Source organism: Streptomyces sp. NPDC107581, assembly GCF_055657175.1.
Genome location: NZ_JBVKBH010000003.1, coordinates 109,055 through 122,691, shown reverse-complemented (window position 1 = coordinate 122,691; position 13,637 = coordinate 109,055). Strand labels below are relative to the sequence as shown.

The 13,637-nt window shown below is 71.9% G+C and carries 13 protein-coding genes and 1 pseudogene; 8 read left to right on the top strand and 6 right to left on the bottom strand.

Features of this window, described 5'->3' with window-relative positions:
- Window positions 1-181 precede the first annotated feature (181 nt).
- The 3 genes from ACZ7P3_RS07305 to ACZ7P3_RS07295 are packed head-to-tail and all read left to right on the top strand — an operon-like array spanning window position 182 to window position 3,371.
- Window positions 182-1,558, top strand: a complete 1,377-nt coding sequence (locus tag ACZ7P3_RS07305) for a glycosyltransferase family 4 protein (protein WP_472079613.1) — start codon at window positions 182-184, stop codon at window positions 1,556-1,558.
- Window positions 1,552-2,304: a class I SAM-dependent methyltransferase gene (locus ACZ7P3_RS07300; RefSeq protein ID WP_472079611.1), complete on the top strand. Its 753-nt coding sequence runs from the start codon at window positions 1,552-1,554 to the stop codon at window positions 2,302-2,304. Before ACZ7P3_RS07305 ends, ACZ7P3_RS07300 begins: the two co-directional genes overlap by 7 nt.
- On the top strand, window positions 2,301-3,371 hold the full coding sequence (locus ACZ7P3_RS07295; RefSeq protein ID WP_472079610.1) for a prenyltransferase/squalene oxidase repeat-containing protein: 1,071 nt from the start codon (window positions 2,301-2,303) through the stop codon (window positions 3,369-3,371). Before ACZ7P3_RS07300 ends, ACZ7P3_RS07295 begins: the two co-directional genes overlap by 4 nt.
- 4 nt (window positions 3,372-3,375) lie before the next feature.
- On the opposite strand, the gene ACZ7P3_RS07290 is transcribed toward ACZ7P3_RS07295, so the two are convergent.
- Entirely contained in the window at window positions 3,376-3,666 is a 291-nt protein-coding gene (locus ACZ7P3_RS07290; RefSeq protein ID WP_472079609.1) for a hypothetical protein, read from the bottom strand.
- A gap of 149 nt (window positions 3,667-3,815) precedes the next feature.
- Between ACZ7P3_RS07290 and ACZ7P3_RS07285 the strand changes: the two genes are divergently transcribed.
- A complete protein-coding gene (locus ACZ7P3_RS07285) occupies window positions 3,816-4,382 on the top strand; it encodes a hypothetical protein (RefSeq protein WP_472079608.1) in 567 nt (188 codons plus the stop codon).
- Here the strand turns inward: ACZ7P3_RS07285 and ACZ7P3_RS07280 are convergent.
- The 5 genes from ACZ7P3_RS07280 to ACZ7P3_RS07260 all read right to left on the bottom strand — a co-directional run bounded on the left by ACZ7P3_RS07280 (window position 4,379) and on the right by ACZ7P3_RS07260 (window position 10,315).
- A complete protein-coding gene (locus ACZ7P3_RS07280) occupies window positions 4,379-5,389 on the bottom strand; it encodes an LLM class F420-dependent oxidoreductase (RefSeq protein ID WP_472079607.1) in 1,011 nt (336 codons plus the stop codon). The genes ACZ7P3_RS07285 and ACZ7P3_RS07280 overlap by 4 nt on opposite strands.
- Window positions 5,390-5,493: 104 nt before the next feature.
- Window positions 5,494-6,336: a hypothetical protein gene (locus tag ACZ7P3_RS07275; protein WP_472079605.1), complete on the bottom strand. Its 843-nt coding sequence runs from the start codon at window positions 6,334-6,336 to the stop codon at window positions 5,494-5,496.
- An 83-nt stretch (window positions 6,337-6,419) separates the two neighbouring features.
- Window positions 6,420-7,391, bottom strand: a complete 972-nt coding sequence (locus ACZ7P3_RS07270; protein WP_472079604.1) for an N-acetylmuramoyl-L-alanine amidase — start codon at window positions 7,389-7,391, stop codon at window positions 6,420-6,422.
- Window positions 7,392-7,401: 10 nt separating this feature from the next.
- Window positions 7,402-8,064: a class I SAM-dependent methyltransferase gene (locus ACZ7P3_RS07265; protein ID WP_472079603.1), complete on the bottom strand. Its 663-nt coding sequence runs from the start codon at window positions 8,062-8,064 to the stop codon at window positions 7,402-7,404.
- A gap of 502 nt (window positions 8,065-8,566) precedes the next feature.
- A complete protein-coding gene (locus tag ACZ7P3_RS07260; protein WP_472079602.1) occupies window positions 8,567-10,315 on the bottom strand; it encodes an MFS transporter in 1,749 nt (582 codons plus the stop codon).
- Window positions 10,316-10,478: 163 nt separating this feature from the next.
- Between ACZ7P3_RS07260 and ACZ7P3_RS07255 the strand changes: the two genes are divergently transcribed.
- From ACZ7P3_RS07255 to ACZ7P3_RS07240, 4 genes and pseudogenes are all read left to right on the top strand, one after another.
- A complete protein-coding gene (locus ACZ7P3_RS07255; protein ID WP_472079601.1) occupies window positions 10,479-11,666 on the top strand; it encodes a lipid-transfer protein in 1,188 nt (395 codons plus the stop codon).
- A 231-nt stretch (window positions 11,667-11,897) separates the two neighbouring features.
- Window positions 11,898-12,161, top strand: a pseudogene (locus ACZ7P3_RS07250) (MFS transporter); the annotation flags it as partial.
- A 51-nt stretch (window positions 12,162-12,212) separates the two neighbouring features.
- Window positions 12,213-12,752 carry a SigE family RNA polymerase sigma factor gene (locus ACZ7P3_RS07245; RefSeq protein ID WP_472079600.1) on the top strand — a complete coding sequence of 180 codons (540 nt, stop codon included), beginning with the start codon at window positions 12,213-12,215 and terminating at the stop codon, window positions 12,750-12,752.
- Window positions 12,752-13,573, top strand: a complete 822-nt coding sequence (locus tag ACZ7P3_RS07240) for a hypothetical protein (protein WP_472079599.1) — start codon at window positions 12,752-12,754, stop codon at window positions 13,571-13,573. The genes ACZ7P3_RS07245 and ACZ7P3_RS07240 overlap by 1 nt, the downstream gene beginning before the upstream one ends.
- The last annotated feature ends 64 nt before the right edge of the window (window positions 13,574-13,637 follow it).

Below are 13,637 nucleotides of genomic sequence, written 5' to 3'. Positions count from 1 at the left end.
GCTTGTGATCATCCTGCACGGCGGGGGTCGGCGCCGTGGCGTGAATCACCTGATCCACTGCTCTCAGCGCTCCTACCTGCCGGTAGATTCAGAGCCTCTTGAACGATCAAGTCTGAAACTTGTTCTAGATTAGCGTCCCGTCGTAGTCTCGCGGGACAGTGCAGGCAGAAGGGGGCCCAGAGTGACCGCTGAGGCCAGTCAGGCGGGTCCCCGACCGGACCTCGCCGCGGATGGCGAGCGACCCCTGCACATCGCGCTCCTCACCTATAAAGGGAACCCGTTCTGCGGCGGCCAGGGCGTGTACGTACGGCACCTCTCCCGCGAGCTGGCCCGCCTCGGCCACCGGGTGGAGGTCATCGGCTCACAGCCCTATCCCGTCCTGGACGAGGGGTACGAGGGCCTGGCCCTGACCGAGCTGCCCAGCCTCGACCTCTACCGCCAGCCCGACCCCTTCCGCACCCCGAAACGGGACGAGTACCGCGACTGGATCGACGCCCTGGAGGTCGCCACCATGTGGACCGGCGGCTTTCCCGAGCCGCTGACCTTCTCCCTGCGCGCCGCCCGCCATCTGCGCGCCCGCCGCGGTGAGTTCGACGTCGTCCACGACAACCAGACGCTCGGCTACGGCCTGCTCGGCGACATCGGCGCCCCCCTGGTCACCACGATCCACCACCCCATCACCGTCGACCGCCGGCTGGAGCTGGACGCGGCCGAGGGCTGGAAGCGCCGCTACTCGGTGCGCCGCTGGTACGCCTTCACCCGGATGCAGAAGCGCGTCGCCCGCCGGCTGCCCTCGGTACTCACCGTCTCCGGCAGCTCCCGCAAGGAGATCGTGGACCACCTCGGCGTCCGCGACGACCGCGTCCACGTCGTCCACATCGGCGCCGACACCGACCTGTTCGCGCCGAATCCGGGTGTGGCCGAGGTGCCCGGCCGGATCGTCACCACCTCCAGTGCGGACGTGCCGCTCAAGGGCCTGGTCTTCCTGGTCGAGGCGCTCGCGAAGGTGCGCACCGAACACCCCGCCGCCCACCTCGTCGTCGTGGGCAAGCGCCCCACGGAGGGCCCGGTCGCCCAGATGATCGAGCGCTACGGCCTCGAAGGCGCCGTCGAGTTCGTCAAGGGCATCTCCGACGCCGAGCTGGTCGACCTGATCCGCTCGGCCGAAGTCGCCTGTGTGCCCTCGCTCTACGAGGGGTTCTCGCTGCCCGCCGCCGAGGCCATGGCCACCGGCACCCCGCTGGTCGCCACCACCGGCGGTGCCATCCCCGAGGTCGCGGGACGCGACGGGGAGACCTGTCTGGCCGTCGCGCCCGGTGACGCGGGCGCGCTCGCCGCCGGGCTCGGCCGGCTGCTCGGCGATCCGGGACTGCGCACCAGGCTCGGCCGCGCGGGCCGTGAGCGGGTCCTGCGGCACTTCACCTGGGCCCGAGCGGCCGAGGGCACGGTGGCCCGCTACCGCGAGGCGATCGGCTCCTCGCCGGCCCGGCACCCCGGACGCCTGGCTGCCCCAGCCACCGTTGCAGGCATCTCTTCCGAAAGCAGGGCCACGTGCTGACCGTCGACTTCTCCCGGTTCCCGCTCGCCCCCGGCGACCGTGTCCTGGACCTCGGCTGCGGGGCCGGCCGGCATGCCTTCGAGTGCTACCGGCGCGGCGCGCAGGTCGTGGCCCTGGACCAGAACGCCGAGGAGATCCGCGAGGTCGCCAAGTGGTTCGCGGCGATGAAGGAGGCCGGCGAGGCACCCGAGGGGGCGACCGCGACCGCCATGGAGGGCGACGCCCTCGCGCTGCCCTTCCCGGACGAGTCCTTCGACGTCGTCATCATCTCCGAGGTGATGGAGCACATCCCCGACGACAAGGGCGTGCTCGCCGAGATGGTGCGCGTGCTCAGGCCCGGCGGCCGGATCGCCGTCACCGTGCCGCGCTACGGCCCCGAGAAGGTCTGCTGGACACTCTCCGACGCCTACCACGAGGTCGAGGGCGGCCACATCCGCATCTACAAGGCCGACGAACTGCTGGCCAAGGTCCGCGAGGCGGGCCTGAAGCCGTACGGCACCCACCACGCGCACGCCCTGCACTCGCCCTACTGGTGGCTCAAGTGCGCCTTCGGCGTGGACAACGACAAGGCGCTCCCGGTACGGGCGTACCACAAGCTGCTGGTCTGGGACATCATGAAGAAGCCGCTGGCCACCCGGATCGCCGAGCAGGCGCTGAACCCGGTCATCGGCAAGAGCTTCGTCCTCTACGCGACCAAGCCCCATCTGCCCCGGCTCGCCGAGACCGACGGGGCGGCCGCCAAGTGACGACGCCCCGGACAGAACACCTCGTCCTGCCCGGGGTCCTCACCGCCGAGCAGGCTGCCGTGACCGTGCACGGCATCCTCGCGGGGCAGCGGGAGGACGGCGCGATCCCGTGGTTCCGCGGACACCACCTCGACCCGTGGGACCACACCGAGGCCGCGATGGCCCTGGACGCGGCCGGCGAACACGAGGCCGCCGAGCGGGCCTACCTCTGGCTCGCCGCCCATCAGAACGAGGACGGCTCCTGGTACGCGGCGTACGCCGACGGCGCCCACGACGACGTCACCGACCGCGCCCGCGAGTCGAACTTCGTCGCCTACATAGCCGTCGGCGTCTGGCACCACTACCTGTCCACCGGCGACGACACGTTCCTGGACCGCATGTGGAGCTGTGTGTACGCGGCCATGGAGTGGGTGCTGCGGCTGCAGCAGCCCGGCGGCCAGATCGGCTGGCGGCGCGAGGACGACGGCACGCCCACCACGGACGCGCTGCTCACCGGCAGCTCCTCCGTCCACCACGCCCTGCGCTGTGCGCTCGCCATCGCCGACCAGCGTGAAGAACCGCAGCCCGACTGGGAGTTGGCGGTGGGCGCCCTGCGCCACGCGATCCGCAGGCACCCCGAGCGCTTCCTCGACAAGGACCGCTACTCGATGGACTGGTACTACCCGGTCCTCGGCGGTGCGCTGACCGGCGCGGAGGCCAAGTCCCGCATCGAGGAGGACTGGGACCGCTTCGTCGTGCCCGGACTGGGCGTGCGCTGTGTGGCGCCCAACCCCTGGGTGACCGGCGGCGAGTCCAGCGAACTGGCCCTCGCCCTGTGGGCGATGGGCGAGTCCGACCGCGCCCTGGAGATCCTCCAGTCCATCCAGCACCTGCGCGACGCGGAGACCGGCCTGTACTGGACGGGCTACGTCTTCGACGACGACGCGGTCTGGCCCCGTGAACTCACCACCTGGACGGCCGGATCCCTGCTGCTGGCCGTCGCGGCGCTCGGCGGTCACGACGCCACCTGCGCGGTCTTCGGAGGGGAGCACCTGCCGTCCGGGCTCGCACCCGACTGCTGCCGCTGAACGGTCAGTGCCGGTGCATCCGGTTGGCGACGGCGTGGCCCACGAACAGGTAGACCACGGCGGCGAGCCCGTAGCCCGCGACCACCCGGGCCCAGGCCTCGTCGAAGGTGAACAGATCGTGGGACCACCCGGCCAGCCAGGAGGCCGCGTCATGGACGAACTGGACCAGGCTGTTGGCCCGGTTCGCGTCCAGCAGGTACATCAGGATCCACAGGCCCAGGATGAGGGCCATGATGTCGGCGACGACCGCTATGACCGTGCCGGCTTGATTCGCTCCAGTGCGGTATCTAGACATGGAAACCGGATTGCCGCAACCGGGGGCCTGAAACCTGTCCGGGTCCGGCACGCCCGGGCGGGGCCGTCCCGAGTGGCGCACAGCGGCCGTTCGGGTGACGCTGGCCGGTGGTAACAACCACTCGGGGAGACACATGTCCGGAGGACCCCGTGGCCATACCGATACGGCGCCTCTGTGTGGCGCTCACCCTGTGCTGCGCCCTGCTGGCCGGTTCCACCGCCTACGGCAGCACCGCGAAGACGAGCACGAAGGGCACCGTGGAGGTGGCTGCCGTGGACGCGGCCACGCCCAGCCCGAGTACGTCCGCCGAGCGCCAGAAGTTCGCCAAGACCCGCTTCGTCGCCAACGCGGGCCTCGCGGCCGGTGCCACCTACCAGTGGATCGTGAAGCCCTGGAAGGCGGGCAAGTTCAAGAAGGGCGCCCACGGCCGCAGGCTGGCCCTGGTGAAGGCCGGTCTCGCCGGCGCCTTCACCTACAACCGGCTCAAGGCAGCCCAGCGCAACGCCAAGGGCGACCCCACGCTCTCCAAGGCCCTCGCCCCACTGACCGCCGGGATCGAGGCGCTCAAGAGCCTGCCGTCCAAGCTGAAGAGCGGTGACGCATCCGCGCCAGGCGCCTTCGACGACATCATCAACAAGGTCAAGGACGCGGGGAGCAGCGCCGGTGCCCCCGTCAAGGACAAGGTTCCGTCCGCCTCCCAGCTGACCGGCGGCTAGGAGTTCAGCTCCGCCAGCACCCTGAGGGTGTGCGGGTCCGGTGACAGGGCCAGCAGGTCCGTCACCGGGCCCTTGCGCCACAACTCCAGCCGCTCGGCGATGCGTTCACGCGGGCCGACCAGGGAGATCTCGTCGGCGAAGGCGTCCGGCACGGCCAGCACGGCCTCCTCGCGCCGCCCGGCCAGGAACAGCTCCTGGATCCGCCGCGCCGCCTCCTCGTAGCCCATGCGGGCCATGAGGTCGGCGTGGAAGTTGCGGGCCGCGTGCCCCATCCCGCCGATGTAGAAGCCGAGCATCGCCTTCACGGGCAGCAGCCCCTCGGCGACGTCGTCGCACACCTTCACCCGCGCCATCGGGGCCACCACGAACCCCTCGGGCAGCTCCCGCACCGCGTCCCCGTACACCTCCGGCCGGCTCGGCGCCCAGTACAGCGGCAGCCAGCCGTCGGCGATCCGGGCCGTCTGGGCGACGTTCTTGGGCCCCTCCGCGCCCAGCAGGACGGGCAGATCGCGGCGGAGCGGGTGGGTGATCGACTTCAGCGGCTTGCCCAGCCCGGTGCCGTCCGCCCCCCGGTACGGCAGCGGATGGAAGCGGCCGTCCGAGACCACCGGCCCCTCCCGCCGCAGCACCTGCCGTACGACGTCCACGTACTCCCGGGTCGCGGTCAGCGGCGACTTCGGGAACGGGCGGCCGTACCAGCCCTCCACCACCTGCGGCCCGGACAGGCCGAGCCCGAGCGTCATCCGCCCCCCGCAGAGATGGTCCAGGGTGAGCGCGTGCATCGCAGTGGTGGCCGGGGAACGGGCGGCCATCTGGGCAACCGCCGTACCCAGTCCGATCGTTGACGTCCGTGCGGCGATCCAGGTCAGTGGGGTGAAGGCGTCCGAGCCCCAGGACTCGGCCGTCCACACGGAGGCGTACCCGAGCCGCTCCGCCTCCTGGGCCAGCGCCACATGGCCGGCGTCCGGACCGCGCCCCCAGTAGCCGAGTGCCAGACCGAGCCGCATGCCTACCTCCTGACGATCCGTCAGTTCGTTCGGGGAGGCGACTGTACGGCAACGGCCCCCCGCCCGGAAGGGCGAGGGGCCGTGCGGAGCGGTGCCGGTGCGGCTCAGCCGCGCTGGATCCCGGAGGTGTCCTGCAGCACACCGCGGCGTCCGTCCTGGGTCTGCGCGATCAGCTGCGCACCGCGCTGCTCGACCGCCAGGTACCAGGTACCCGGAGCCAGTTCGGCGATCGGAGCCGGCGAGCCGTCCTCCGAGAACAGCGGACGCGCCACCGGAACGGCGAACCAGAACGGCGAGAAGTCCGCGGCGGCCGGCTGCGGCGCCGGGGCGGCCGCGGCGGCCGGGACACCCTGGGCACCCGGAACACCCGGCTGCCCGAACGGCTGGCCCGGCTGCGGCTGCGCACCGTAGGGCTGCTGCGGCTGGGCACCCGGGTAGCCGTAACCACCGGGCGGCTGGGCGCCGTAGGGCTGCGGGGCGGCGGGCTTGGCAGCCGGGACCAGGCCGGCCTGCAGCGCGGGGACCAGCGGGGTGGCGATGGCGGCGGCGGCCATCACCAGGGTGGCGATCAGCGCGAGGACCAGGCCCGTGCCGGCGCTCGGACCGCTGCCGACGTCGCGGATGTTGTTCGCGCCGCCCGACGGGTCGATGACGTTGCCCAGGGCGCTCCACGCCGCGAAGACGGTGAACGCGACGCCGAACTGGCCGAGGTCCAGGCCCGCCACCTTGAGAGGCTTCTCGGTGGTACGGGTGAAGACGAGGAGCCCGGCGCCGAAGAGTCCCGCGAGGACGACGCTGAGCAGAACCGGTCCGCTGGCCCACAGGTTCGGAAGGTCGAGGCCGTCGGCCCCGTCGTACGAGTAGTTGTCGAGGAACGACGCGATGAACAGCAATACCGCTGCCCCGATCACCACGCCGTCGCCTCTAGTGAGGGAGCGGATATTCACTTCAGGTCCTTCGTAGGTCGTCTCGTCGTCGGTAGACACTATCGTCCACAAGATCCTGCTGTCCGGCCGGTTCCGCCCGCCGGTCACGACTCGCGCAGGAAACTCACGATTCCCTCAGAGATCCCTTGCGCGGCCTTCTGCCGCCAGGCCCCGCTGGTGAGCAGTGCCGCGTCCTTGCTATCCCGCATGTTGCCGCACTCGATGAAGACCTTGGGAACCGTTGACAGATTGAGACCGCCCAGGTCCTGACGTGTGACGAGACCGGTACCTTCGCCGATGTAGTTGGAGGGGGGTTCCCCCGTGACGCTCAGGAACTTGCCCGCGATGCGCTCGCCCAGGTCGCGGGAGGGCCCGACGATGGGGCGGGTGTCGGCGGCGCCGGCGTGCACGGACGCCGGGAGGATGACGTGGAAGCCGCGGTTGCCCTCGGCCGAGCCGTCGGCGTGGATCGAGATGGCGGCGTCCGCGTGCGCCGTGTTGCCGATCCGGGCCCGCTCGTCGACGCACGGGCCCCAGGGCGGGGAGTCGCCGTCGCGCGTCAGTTTCACGGTGGCGCCCTGCTCTTCCAGGATCGCGCGCAGCCGGTGGGCCACGTCCAGCGTGAACCGGGCTTCCGTGTAGCCCGCGTTGGTGGACGTGCCGGTGGTGTCGCACTCCTTCTTGTTCGTGCCGATGTCCACCTGACGGTTGATCTCGTCCGGGTGCTGGAAGTTGCCCGGGTTGTGGCCCGGGTCGATGACGACGACCTTGCCCTTGAGGGGGCCGGAGCCGGTGGCGGTGGGCGTCGGACTCGTCTTCCCGGCGCCGCCGGTGGCCGGTGCCTTCCCGTCGGCGGTGGCGGGTGCCGACCAGGGCGCGGCCGTGCTCGGGGAGGTCGCGGAGTTCCGCGCGCCCGCCGTGTCCGAGCCGTCCGGACTCCCGGAGCCGCCCACCGCCTCGTACACCAGCCAGCCCAGCAGGGCGCCGGGCACGAGTGCGGCGAGCGCGATGGTCAGCGGGCCGCGCCGGGGTCGACGGGGCTGCGGCGGTTCGAAGTCAGGGCCTACGTACGACACGAGTGCGACTCTAACCGTGGGTCCGGGTCCGCGCTTCCGTTCGCCGCAGGACGCGCAGCGACCCGGCCACCGAGACCTCGGTGAACGCGCCCGACTCCAGGGCCCTCAGGTAGACCCGGTACGGCGCCTGGCCGGTGAACTCGTCCTCCGGGTCCGGGAAGACGTCGTGGATGACGAGCAGGCCGCCTTCGGCCACATGGGGTGCCCAGCCCTCGTAGTCGGCGCTCGCGTGCTCGTCGGTGTGGCCGCCGTCGATGAAGACCAGGCCGAGCGGGGAGTTCCAGATCGCGGCGATCTGCGGGGAGCGGCCGACCAGCGCGACCACGTGGTCCTCCAGGCCCGCCCGGTGCAGGGTGCGGCGGAACGTCGGCAGCGTGTCCATCAGCCCGACCTCGGGGTCCACGGTCTCCGGGTCGTGGTACTCCCAGCCCGGCTGCTGCTCCTCGCTGCCCCGGTGGTGGTCGACGGTGAGCGCGCTGACGCCGGCCTCGCGGGCCGCGTCGGCGAGCAGGACGGTGGACCGTCCGCAGTACGTGCCGACCTCCAGCAGCGGCAGCCCCAGCCGCCCCGCCTCCACCGCCGCCGCGTAGAGAGCCAGCCCTTCGTCCACGGGCATGAACCCCTTGGCAGCCTCGAACGCGGCCAGGATCTCGGGGGCGGGTACGGCGGGCATGAGCGGCCTTCCGGTCGTACGACAGTCTGACCACCCATGCTGCCCCACCTCCCCCACCGACTCCCCGACAGGGGGTACGACCGGCACCCCAACCTGCTGCCGCACTCCCCGCCAGCTGCCCGACAGGGGGTACGACCGGCGCCCCGAAGGGGCCGCGGGGAACTGCGCGATCGGCCACGACGCACCGGCAGCCGCGAGAGAGGGGCCGAAAGCCTGCGCCGCTGCGGCCGCACTCCCCGCCAGCTGCCCGACAGGGGGTACGACCGGCGCCCCGAAGGGGGCGCGGGGAACCGCGCGCCCGCCCACGACGCACCCGCAGCCGCGAGACAGGGGCCGGAAGCCTGCGCCGCTCCTGCCGCACTCCCCGCCAGCTGATCGACAGGGGGTACGACCGGCACCCCGAAGGGGGCGCGGGGAACTGCGCGATCAGCCACCTCGCACCCGCAGCCGCCCGACGACAGACCGCCCCCCCACGGACCGCGCCCGGCCCCCCCGCGGAGCGCTACGCGCTGACCGTCTCGCCCGGCAGCGAAAGGTCCAGCTCGACGGCGTGCTCGTCCCCGGAGTGGGTCGCGGACGAGGCCAGCGGCCCGTGCCCGGCGGCCTTGGCGGCCAGCACATACGCGCCCTCGGCCGGGACCGCGAGGGCATAACTGCCGTCCGCCTCGGAGAGGGTCGCGCCCGCCTGCCGGCCCCGGCGGTCGATCAGGGTCACCTTGGCCCGGGCGACCGGGACGCCCGCGGCATCCAGAACCCGGCCCCGGAAGCCCCGCAGCACCTCCTCGGCAAGCTCCAGCACGGCGTCCTCCTCGCTGCTCGCCCGCAGCTGCGTGTGCTGCGGCTGAGCCGGGCGGCCTGCCTTCGGCAGGAAGAGGGCCAGCACCAGGCCGACCGCGACGGCGGCGGTGGCGATCAGGAAGGACACGCGGAAGCCGTGCATGGTCGGGATCGCGACCCCGCCCACGTTGTTCGCCGTGTTGGCCAGCACCATGCCGATGACGGCGCTGGAGACGGACGTGCCGATGGACCGCATCAGCGTGTTCAGGCCGTTGGCCGCGCCGGTCTCCGAGGCCGGGACCGCGCCGACGATCAGCGCGGGCAGCGAGGAGTAGGCGAGGCCGATGCCCGCGCCGAGGACGACCGAGGTGACGATGGTCTGCCAGGCCGCGTCCATCAGGCCGAGGCCGCCGCCGTAGCCCGCGGCGATGATCAGCAGGCCGGTGATCAGGGTGACCTTGGGGCCGTAGCGGGCGGACAGCCGGGCGTAGACCGGAGCCGTGAACATCATCGTCAGGCCCAGCGGGGCCACGCACAGGCCCGCGACGACCATGGACTGGCCGAGGCCGTAGCCGGTCGCCTTCGGCAGCTGGAGCAGCTGGGGCAGGACGAGCGAGACGACGTAGAAGGCGACGCCGACCATGATCGACGCGAGGTTGGTGAAGAGCACGGCGGGGCGGGCGGTGGTGCGCAGGTCCACCAGCGGCGCCTTGCTGCGCAGTTCGAACAGGCCCCACAGGAGGAACACGATCACGGACGCGGCGAACAGGCCGAGCGTCGTGCCGGAGGACCAGCCCCAGTCGCTGCCCTTGGTGATGGGCAGCAGGAGCAGCACCAGGCCGGTCGACAGTCCGATCGCGCCGAGCAGGTCGAAGGAGCCCTCGGCGCGCATCGGGGACTCCGGCACGACGAGGAGGGTCAGGACGATGGCGAGGACGCCGAGGCCCGCGGCGCCGTAGAACAGGGCGTGCCAGTCGGTGTGCTGCGCGACCAGGGCGGCGGCGGGCAGCGCGAGGCCGCCGCCCACGCCTATGGAGGAGCTCATCAGAGCCATCGCCGAACCGAGCTTCTCGCGCGGCAGCATGTCCCGCATCAGGCCGATGCCGAGGGGGATCGCGCCCATGGCGAAGCCCTGGAGGGTGCGGCCCACGATCATCGTGAGGAGCTGGCTGGTGAGCGCGCTGACCAGGGCGCCGACCACCATCACGGCGAGGCTGAGGATCAGCATGCGCCGCTTGCCGTAGAGGTCACCGAGCCGGCCCATGATCGGGGTGGCGACGGCGCCGGACAGGAGGGTCGAGGTGAGGACCCAGGTGGCGTTGCTGGGGGCGGTGTCCAGCAGCTGCGGCAGGTCCTTGATGACCGGCACCAGCAGCGTCTGCATCACCGCGACGACGATGCCCGCGAAGGCGAGCACCGGGACCACTGCCGCGCCGGCCCTCCGGTCGGGCTGGTCGGTCGTCGTGTGGGTCATGGATCAAGGCCTTCCGCGCGAGATGAGTGGCGGGTAAACCTCGTATGCACAGGCAACTATTCCGTTGCTTCGGGCCTCTAATGAATCCTTGACCAAGCCATGGGTTTCTGATCTGTCGTCAGGGTCTGGTGCGTTGGTGGAACACATTCTAGTCTGGCCCGCCATGAAGGCCTATGTCGCCGGGGTCGGCATGACCCGCTTCGAGAAGCCCGAGACCCGGGATTGGCAGTACTGGGACATGGTGCGGGAGGCCGGGAGCGCGGCGCTCGCGGACGCCGGCATCGCCTACACCGATGTGGAACAGGTTCCCGTCGGCTACTGCTTCCAGCCCTCGACCGCCGGCCAGCGCGCCGCCTACGAACTCGGCCTGACCGGCATCCCCGTCTACAACGTCAACAACAACTGCGCGACCGGCGCGACCGCGCTCATGCTGGCCCGGCAGCTGATCGAGGGCGGTGTCTGCGACTGCGTGCTGGCGCTCGGCTTCGAGAAGATGAAGAAGGGCGCGCTCGGGGGAGGGGCCGACGGGGGCGACTTCTCGACCTCACCGGTGGCCCGGCACTACGGGATCATGGCCGCCCGGCACGGCTTCGAGATGAGCCCGCCGACCGCGCAGATCTTCGGGGACGCGGCCCGCGAGCACATGGAGAGGCACGGCACCACCGAGGCGCAGCTCGCCGCGGTCGCCGCGAAGAACCATCGCCACTCGGCGCACAACCCCAACGCCCAGTTCCGGGACGTCTACGAGGTGGCCGACATCCTCGCCGCGCGCACGGTGCACCGGCCGCTGACCAAGCTCCAGTGCTCGCCGACCTCGGACGGCGCGGCCGCGGCCGTGGTGGTCTCGGGGCGGTTCGCCGAGGAGCGCTCCCTGACCGGACTGGTCGAGATCGCCGGGCAGGCCATGGCCACGGACACCGAGGAGTCCTTCGCGTCCGGCTCCTGCATCGACGTCGTCGGGCAGCCGGTGTCCCGCGAGGCGGCACGGCAGGCGTACGAGCGGGCCGGGCTCGGCATCGAGGACGTGGACGTCGTGGAGCTGCACGACTGCTTCTCCATCAACGAACTGCTGACCTACGAGGCGCTCGGCATGTGCCCGGCCGGAGCGTCCGGCAAGCTCGTGGAGTCCGGGGCGACGACGTACGGCGGCCGTTGGGTGGTGAACCCGTCCGGCGGGCTGATCTCCAAGGGGCACCCGCTGGGTGCGACGGGCCTGGCCCAGGCCGCCGAGCTGGTCTGGCAGCTGCGCGGCGAGGCGGGGCGGCGGCAGGTGCCCGGCGCCCGGGTGGGCCTCGCCCACAACATCGGTCTGGGCGGCGCGGCGGTGGTCACACTGCTGCGGGCGGCCTAGGCGGGCGTAGGCCGTACGGCCCAGGACCCCGTGGTCCGAAATGCCGATGCAAGGACCGTAACCGGGTTGAGGGCATGACACTCATGCCGGAAGCCACCGACACCCCGCCCCTCATGTCCCGCCGCGTCACCCCGCCCACCTGGCTGGTGGTGGCGCCGGCCTGCGCCGGACAGTTCCTGGTCGTGCTCGATGTGTCCGTGGTGAACGTCGCCCTGCCGTCGATGCGCGCGGACCTCGGGTGCGGCGCCCTCGAACGCCGGGCTGGTCTCCGGCCTCGTCAACACCTCGCGCACGATGGGCGGTTCGCTGGGGCTCGCCGTCATGTCGACGACAGCGGCGGCGCGCACGGCGCACACCGGCAGCGGCACCGGCGCCCAGGCGCTCACCGAGGGATACGCGCCGGCGTTCCGGGCCGGCACCGGGGTGGTGCTGGGCGGGGCGGTGCTCATGCTGCTGTGGCTGCCGCGGAGGATTTCCCCGAGTTCCGCGAACTGAGGCAACGGTCCGGGCGCCCCGTGGACTCCTTGTGACATCTAGGAGGTGCCCATGGGGGATCGCAAGCAGGCCCGGGACGAAGAGTTCCGGAGATTCGTGATCGGCCGCTGGCCGCGGCTGATGCGTACGGCATTTCTCCTCACGGGGGAGCAGCACACCGCCGAGGACCTGGTCCAGTCGACGCTCGAACGGGTCTATGTGCACTGGCGCAAGGTCGCCTCGGCCGACGACCCGGAGGCGTACGTACGGCGCGTGATGATCAACGCGCATGCGCGCAGGCACAGAAGAAGGCTGAAGGAGTTCCTGGCGCCCAGGGACGACTCGGGCCTGGTGCGCGAAGTGGCCGACACAGGCGACCGCATGGCCCAGGCCGACGACCGCGGAGCCCTGCTGGAGGCGCTCGCCCGGCTGCCGGTGCGGCAGCGGGAGGCGGTGGTCCTGCGCTACTGGGAGGACCTGACGGAGACCCAGACGGCGGAGGCGATGGGCTGCTCGGTCGGCACGGTCAAGAGCAACGCGGCCAAGGGGATCGCAAAACTCCGCGCCGTACCGGCACTCGCGGAGACGGTGACGTACGGAGGGCGGATGTAATGAGCGAGGACCGGGAGAACCACGGCATGACACAGACGGACATCGCCCTGCTGCTCGCGGACGCCGCGGACGGGGTCGAGATCGGTACGGCCCCGGTACGGGCGGTGCTGCACGGCGGCCGGCGGCGCAGGGCGCGCCGCTGGGCGGTGACGTCGGCCACGGTGATGGTGGTGGCCGGATCGACGGGAGCGCTCGCGGTTTCGGGGCTGCCGGGCGGCGGGCACGCGGACCGGCAGTCGAACGTGGCGAAGCCGCCCGCCTCGGCCGAGGCGCGGCATGTGTACGAGCCGCAGCGGACCGAGCTGGCACGGGGGACCTACCAGGGCAAGGAGTGGCACGCCGCCGTCCAGGTGTGGGGGGCGCCGCGCACCGAGGACGAGGCGAAGCGGCAGTTCGACGCCATGGCCGAGCTGGGCATCAAGCCGGCGGACGCGCACAGGCCCGCCGACCTGATCGGCAGGATCTCGTACTTCGCGACCCGGGGCTGGGGCGACACCGGCCGCCCGCAGCAGGTGATGTTCAACAGCGTCGAGAAGCTCGACACGTTCTCGGGCACGGACCTGGAGGCCGCCGCGACCCGCCTGGGGACCGGCGGCGAAAGCTCCGGCCGGCTGGTGATCGGCATCGTCGCCAAGACCGCCCGGCAGGTCACCTGCCACTGGAAGGACGGCACGACGGCCGTGGCCGAGCCGGCCCAGGGCTTCTCCGCCCACGACACGGGATCCGCGATCCGCTCGGTGGACGGTTTCCAGGGAGCCGACTGGTTCGTGTGCACGGCACCGGCGGGGACGTCCTACGCGTCGGCAGAGGTGACGAAGTAGCCGCTCCGGGAGGTCACGGTCATGCTGACGTGACGGCCTCTCCGGAGGTCATGGCCGCGGCGGG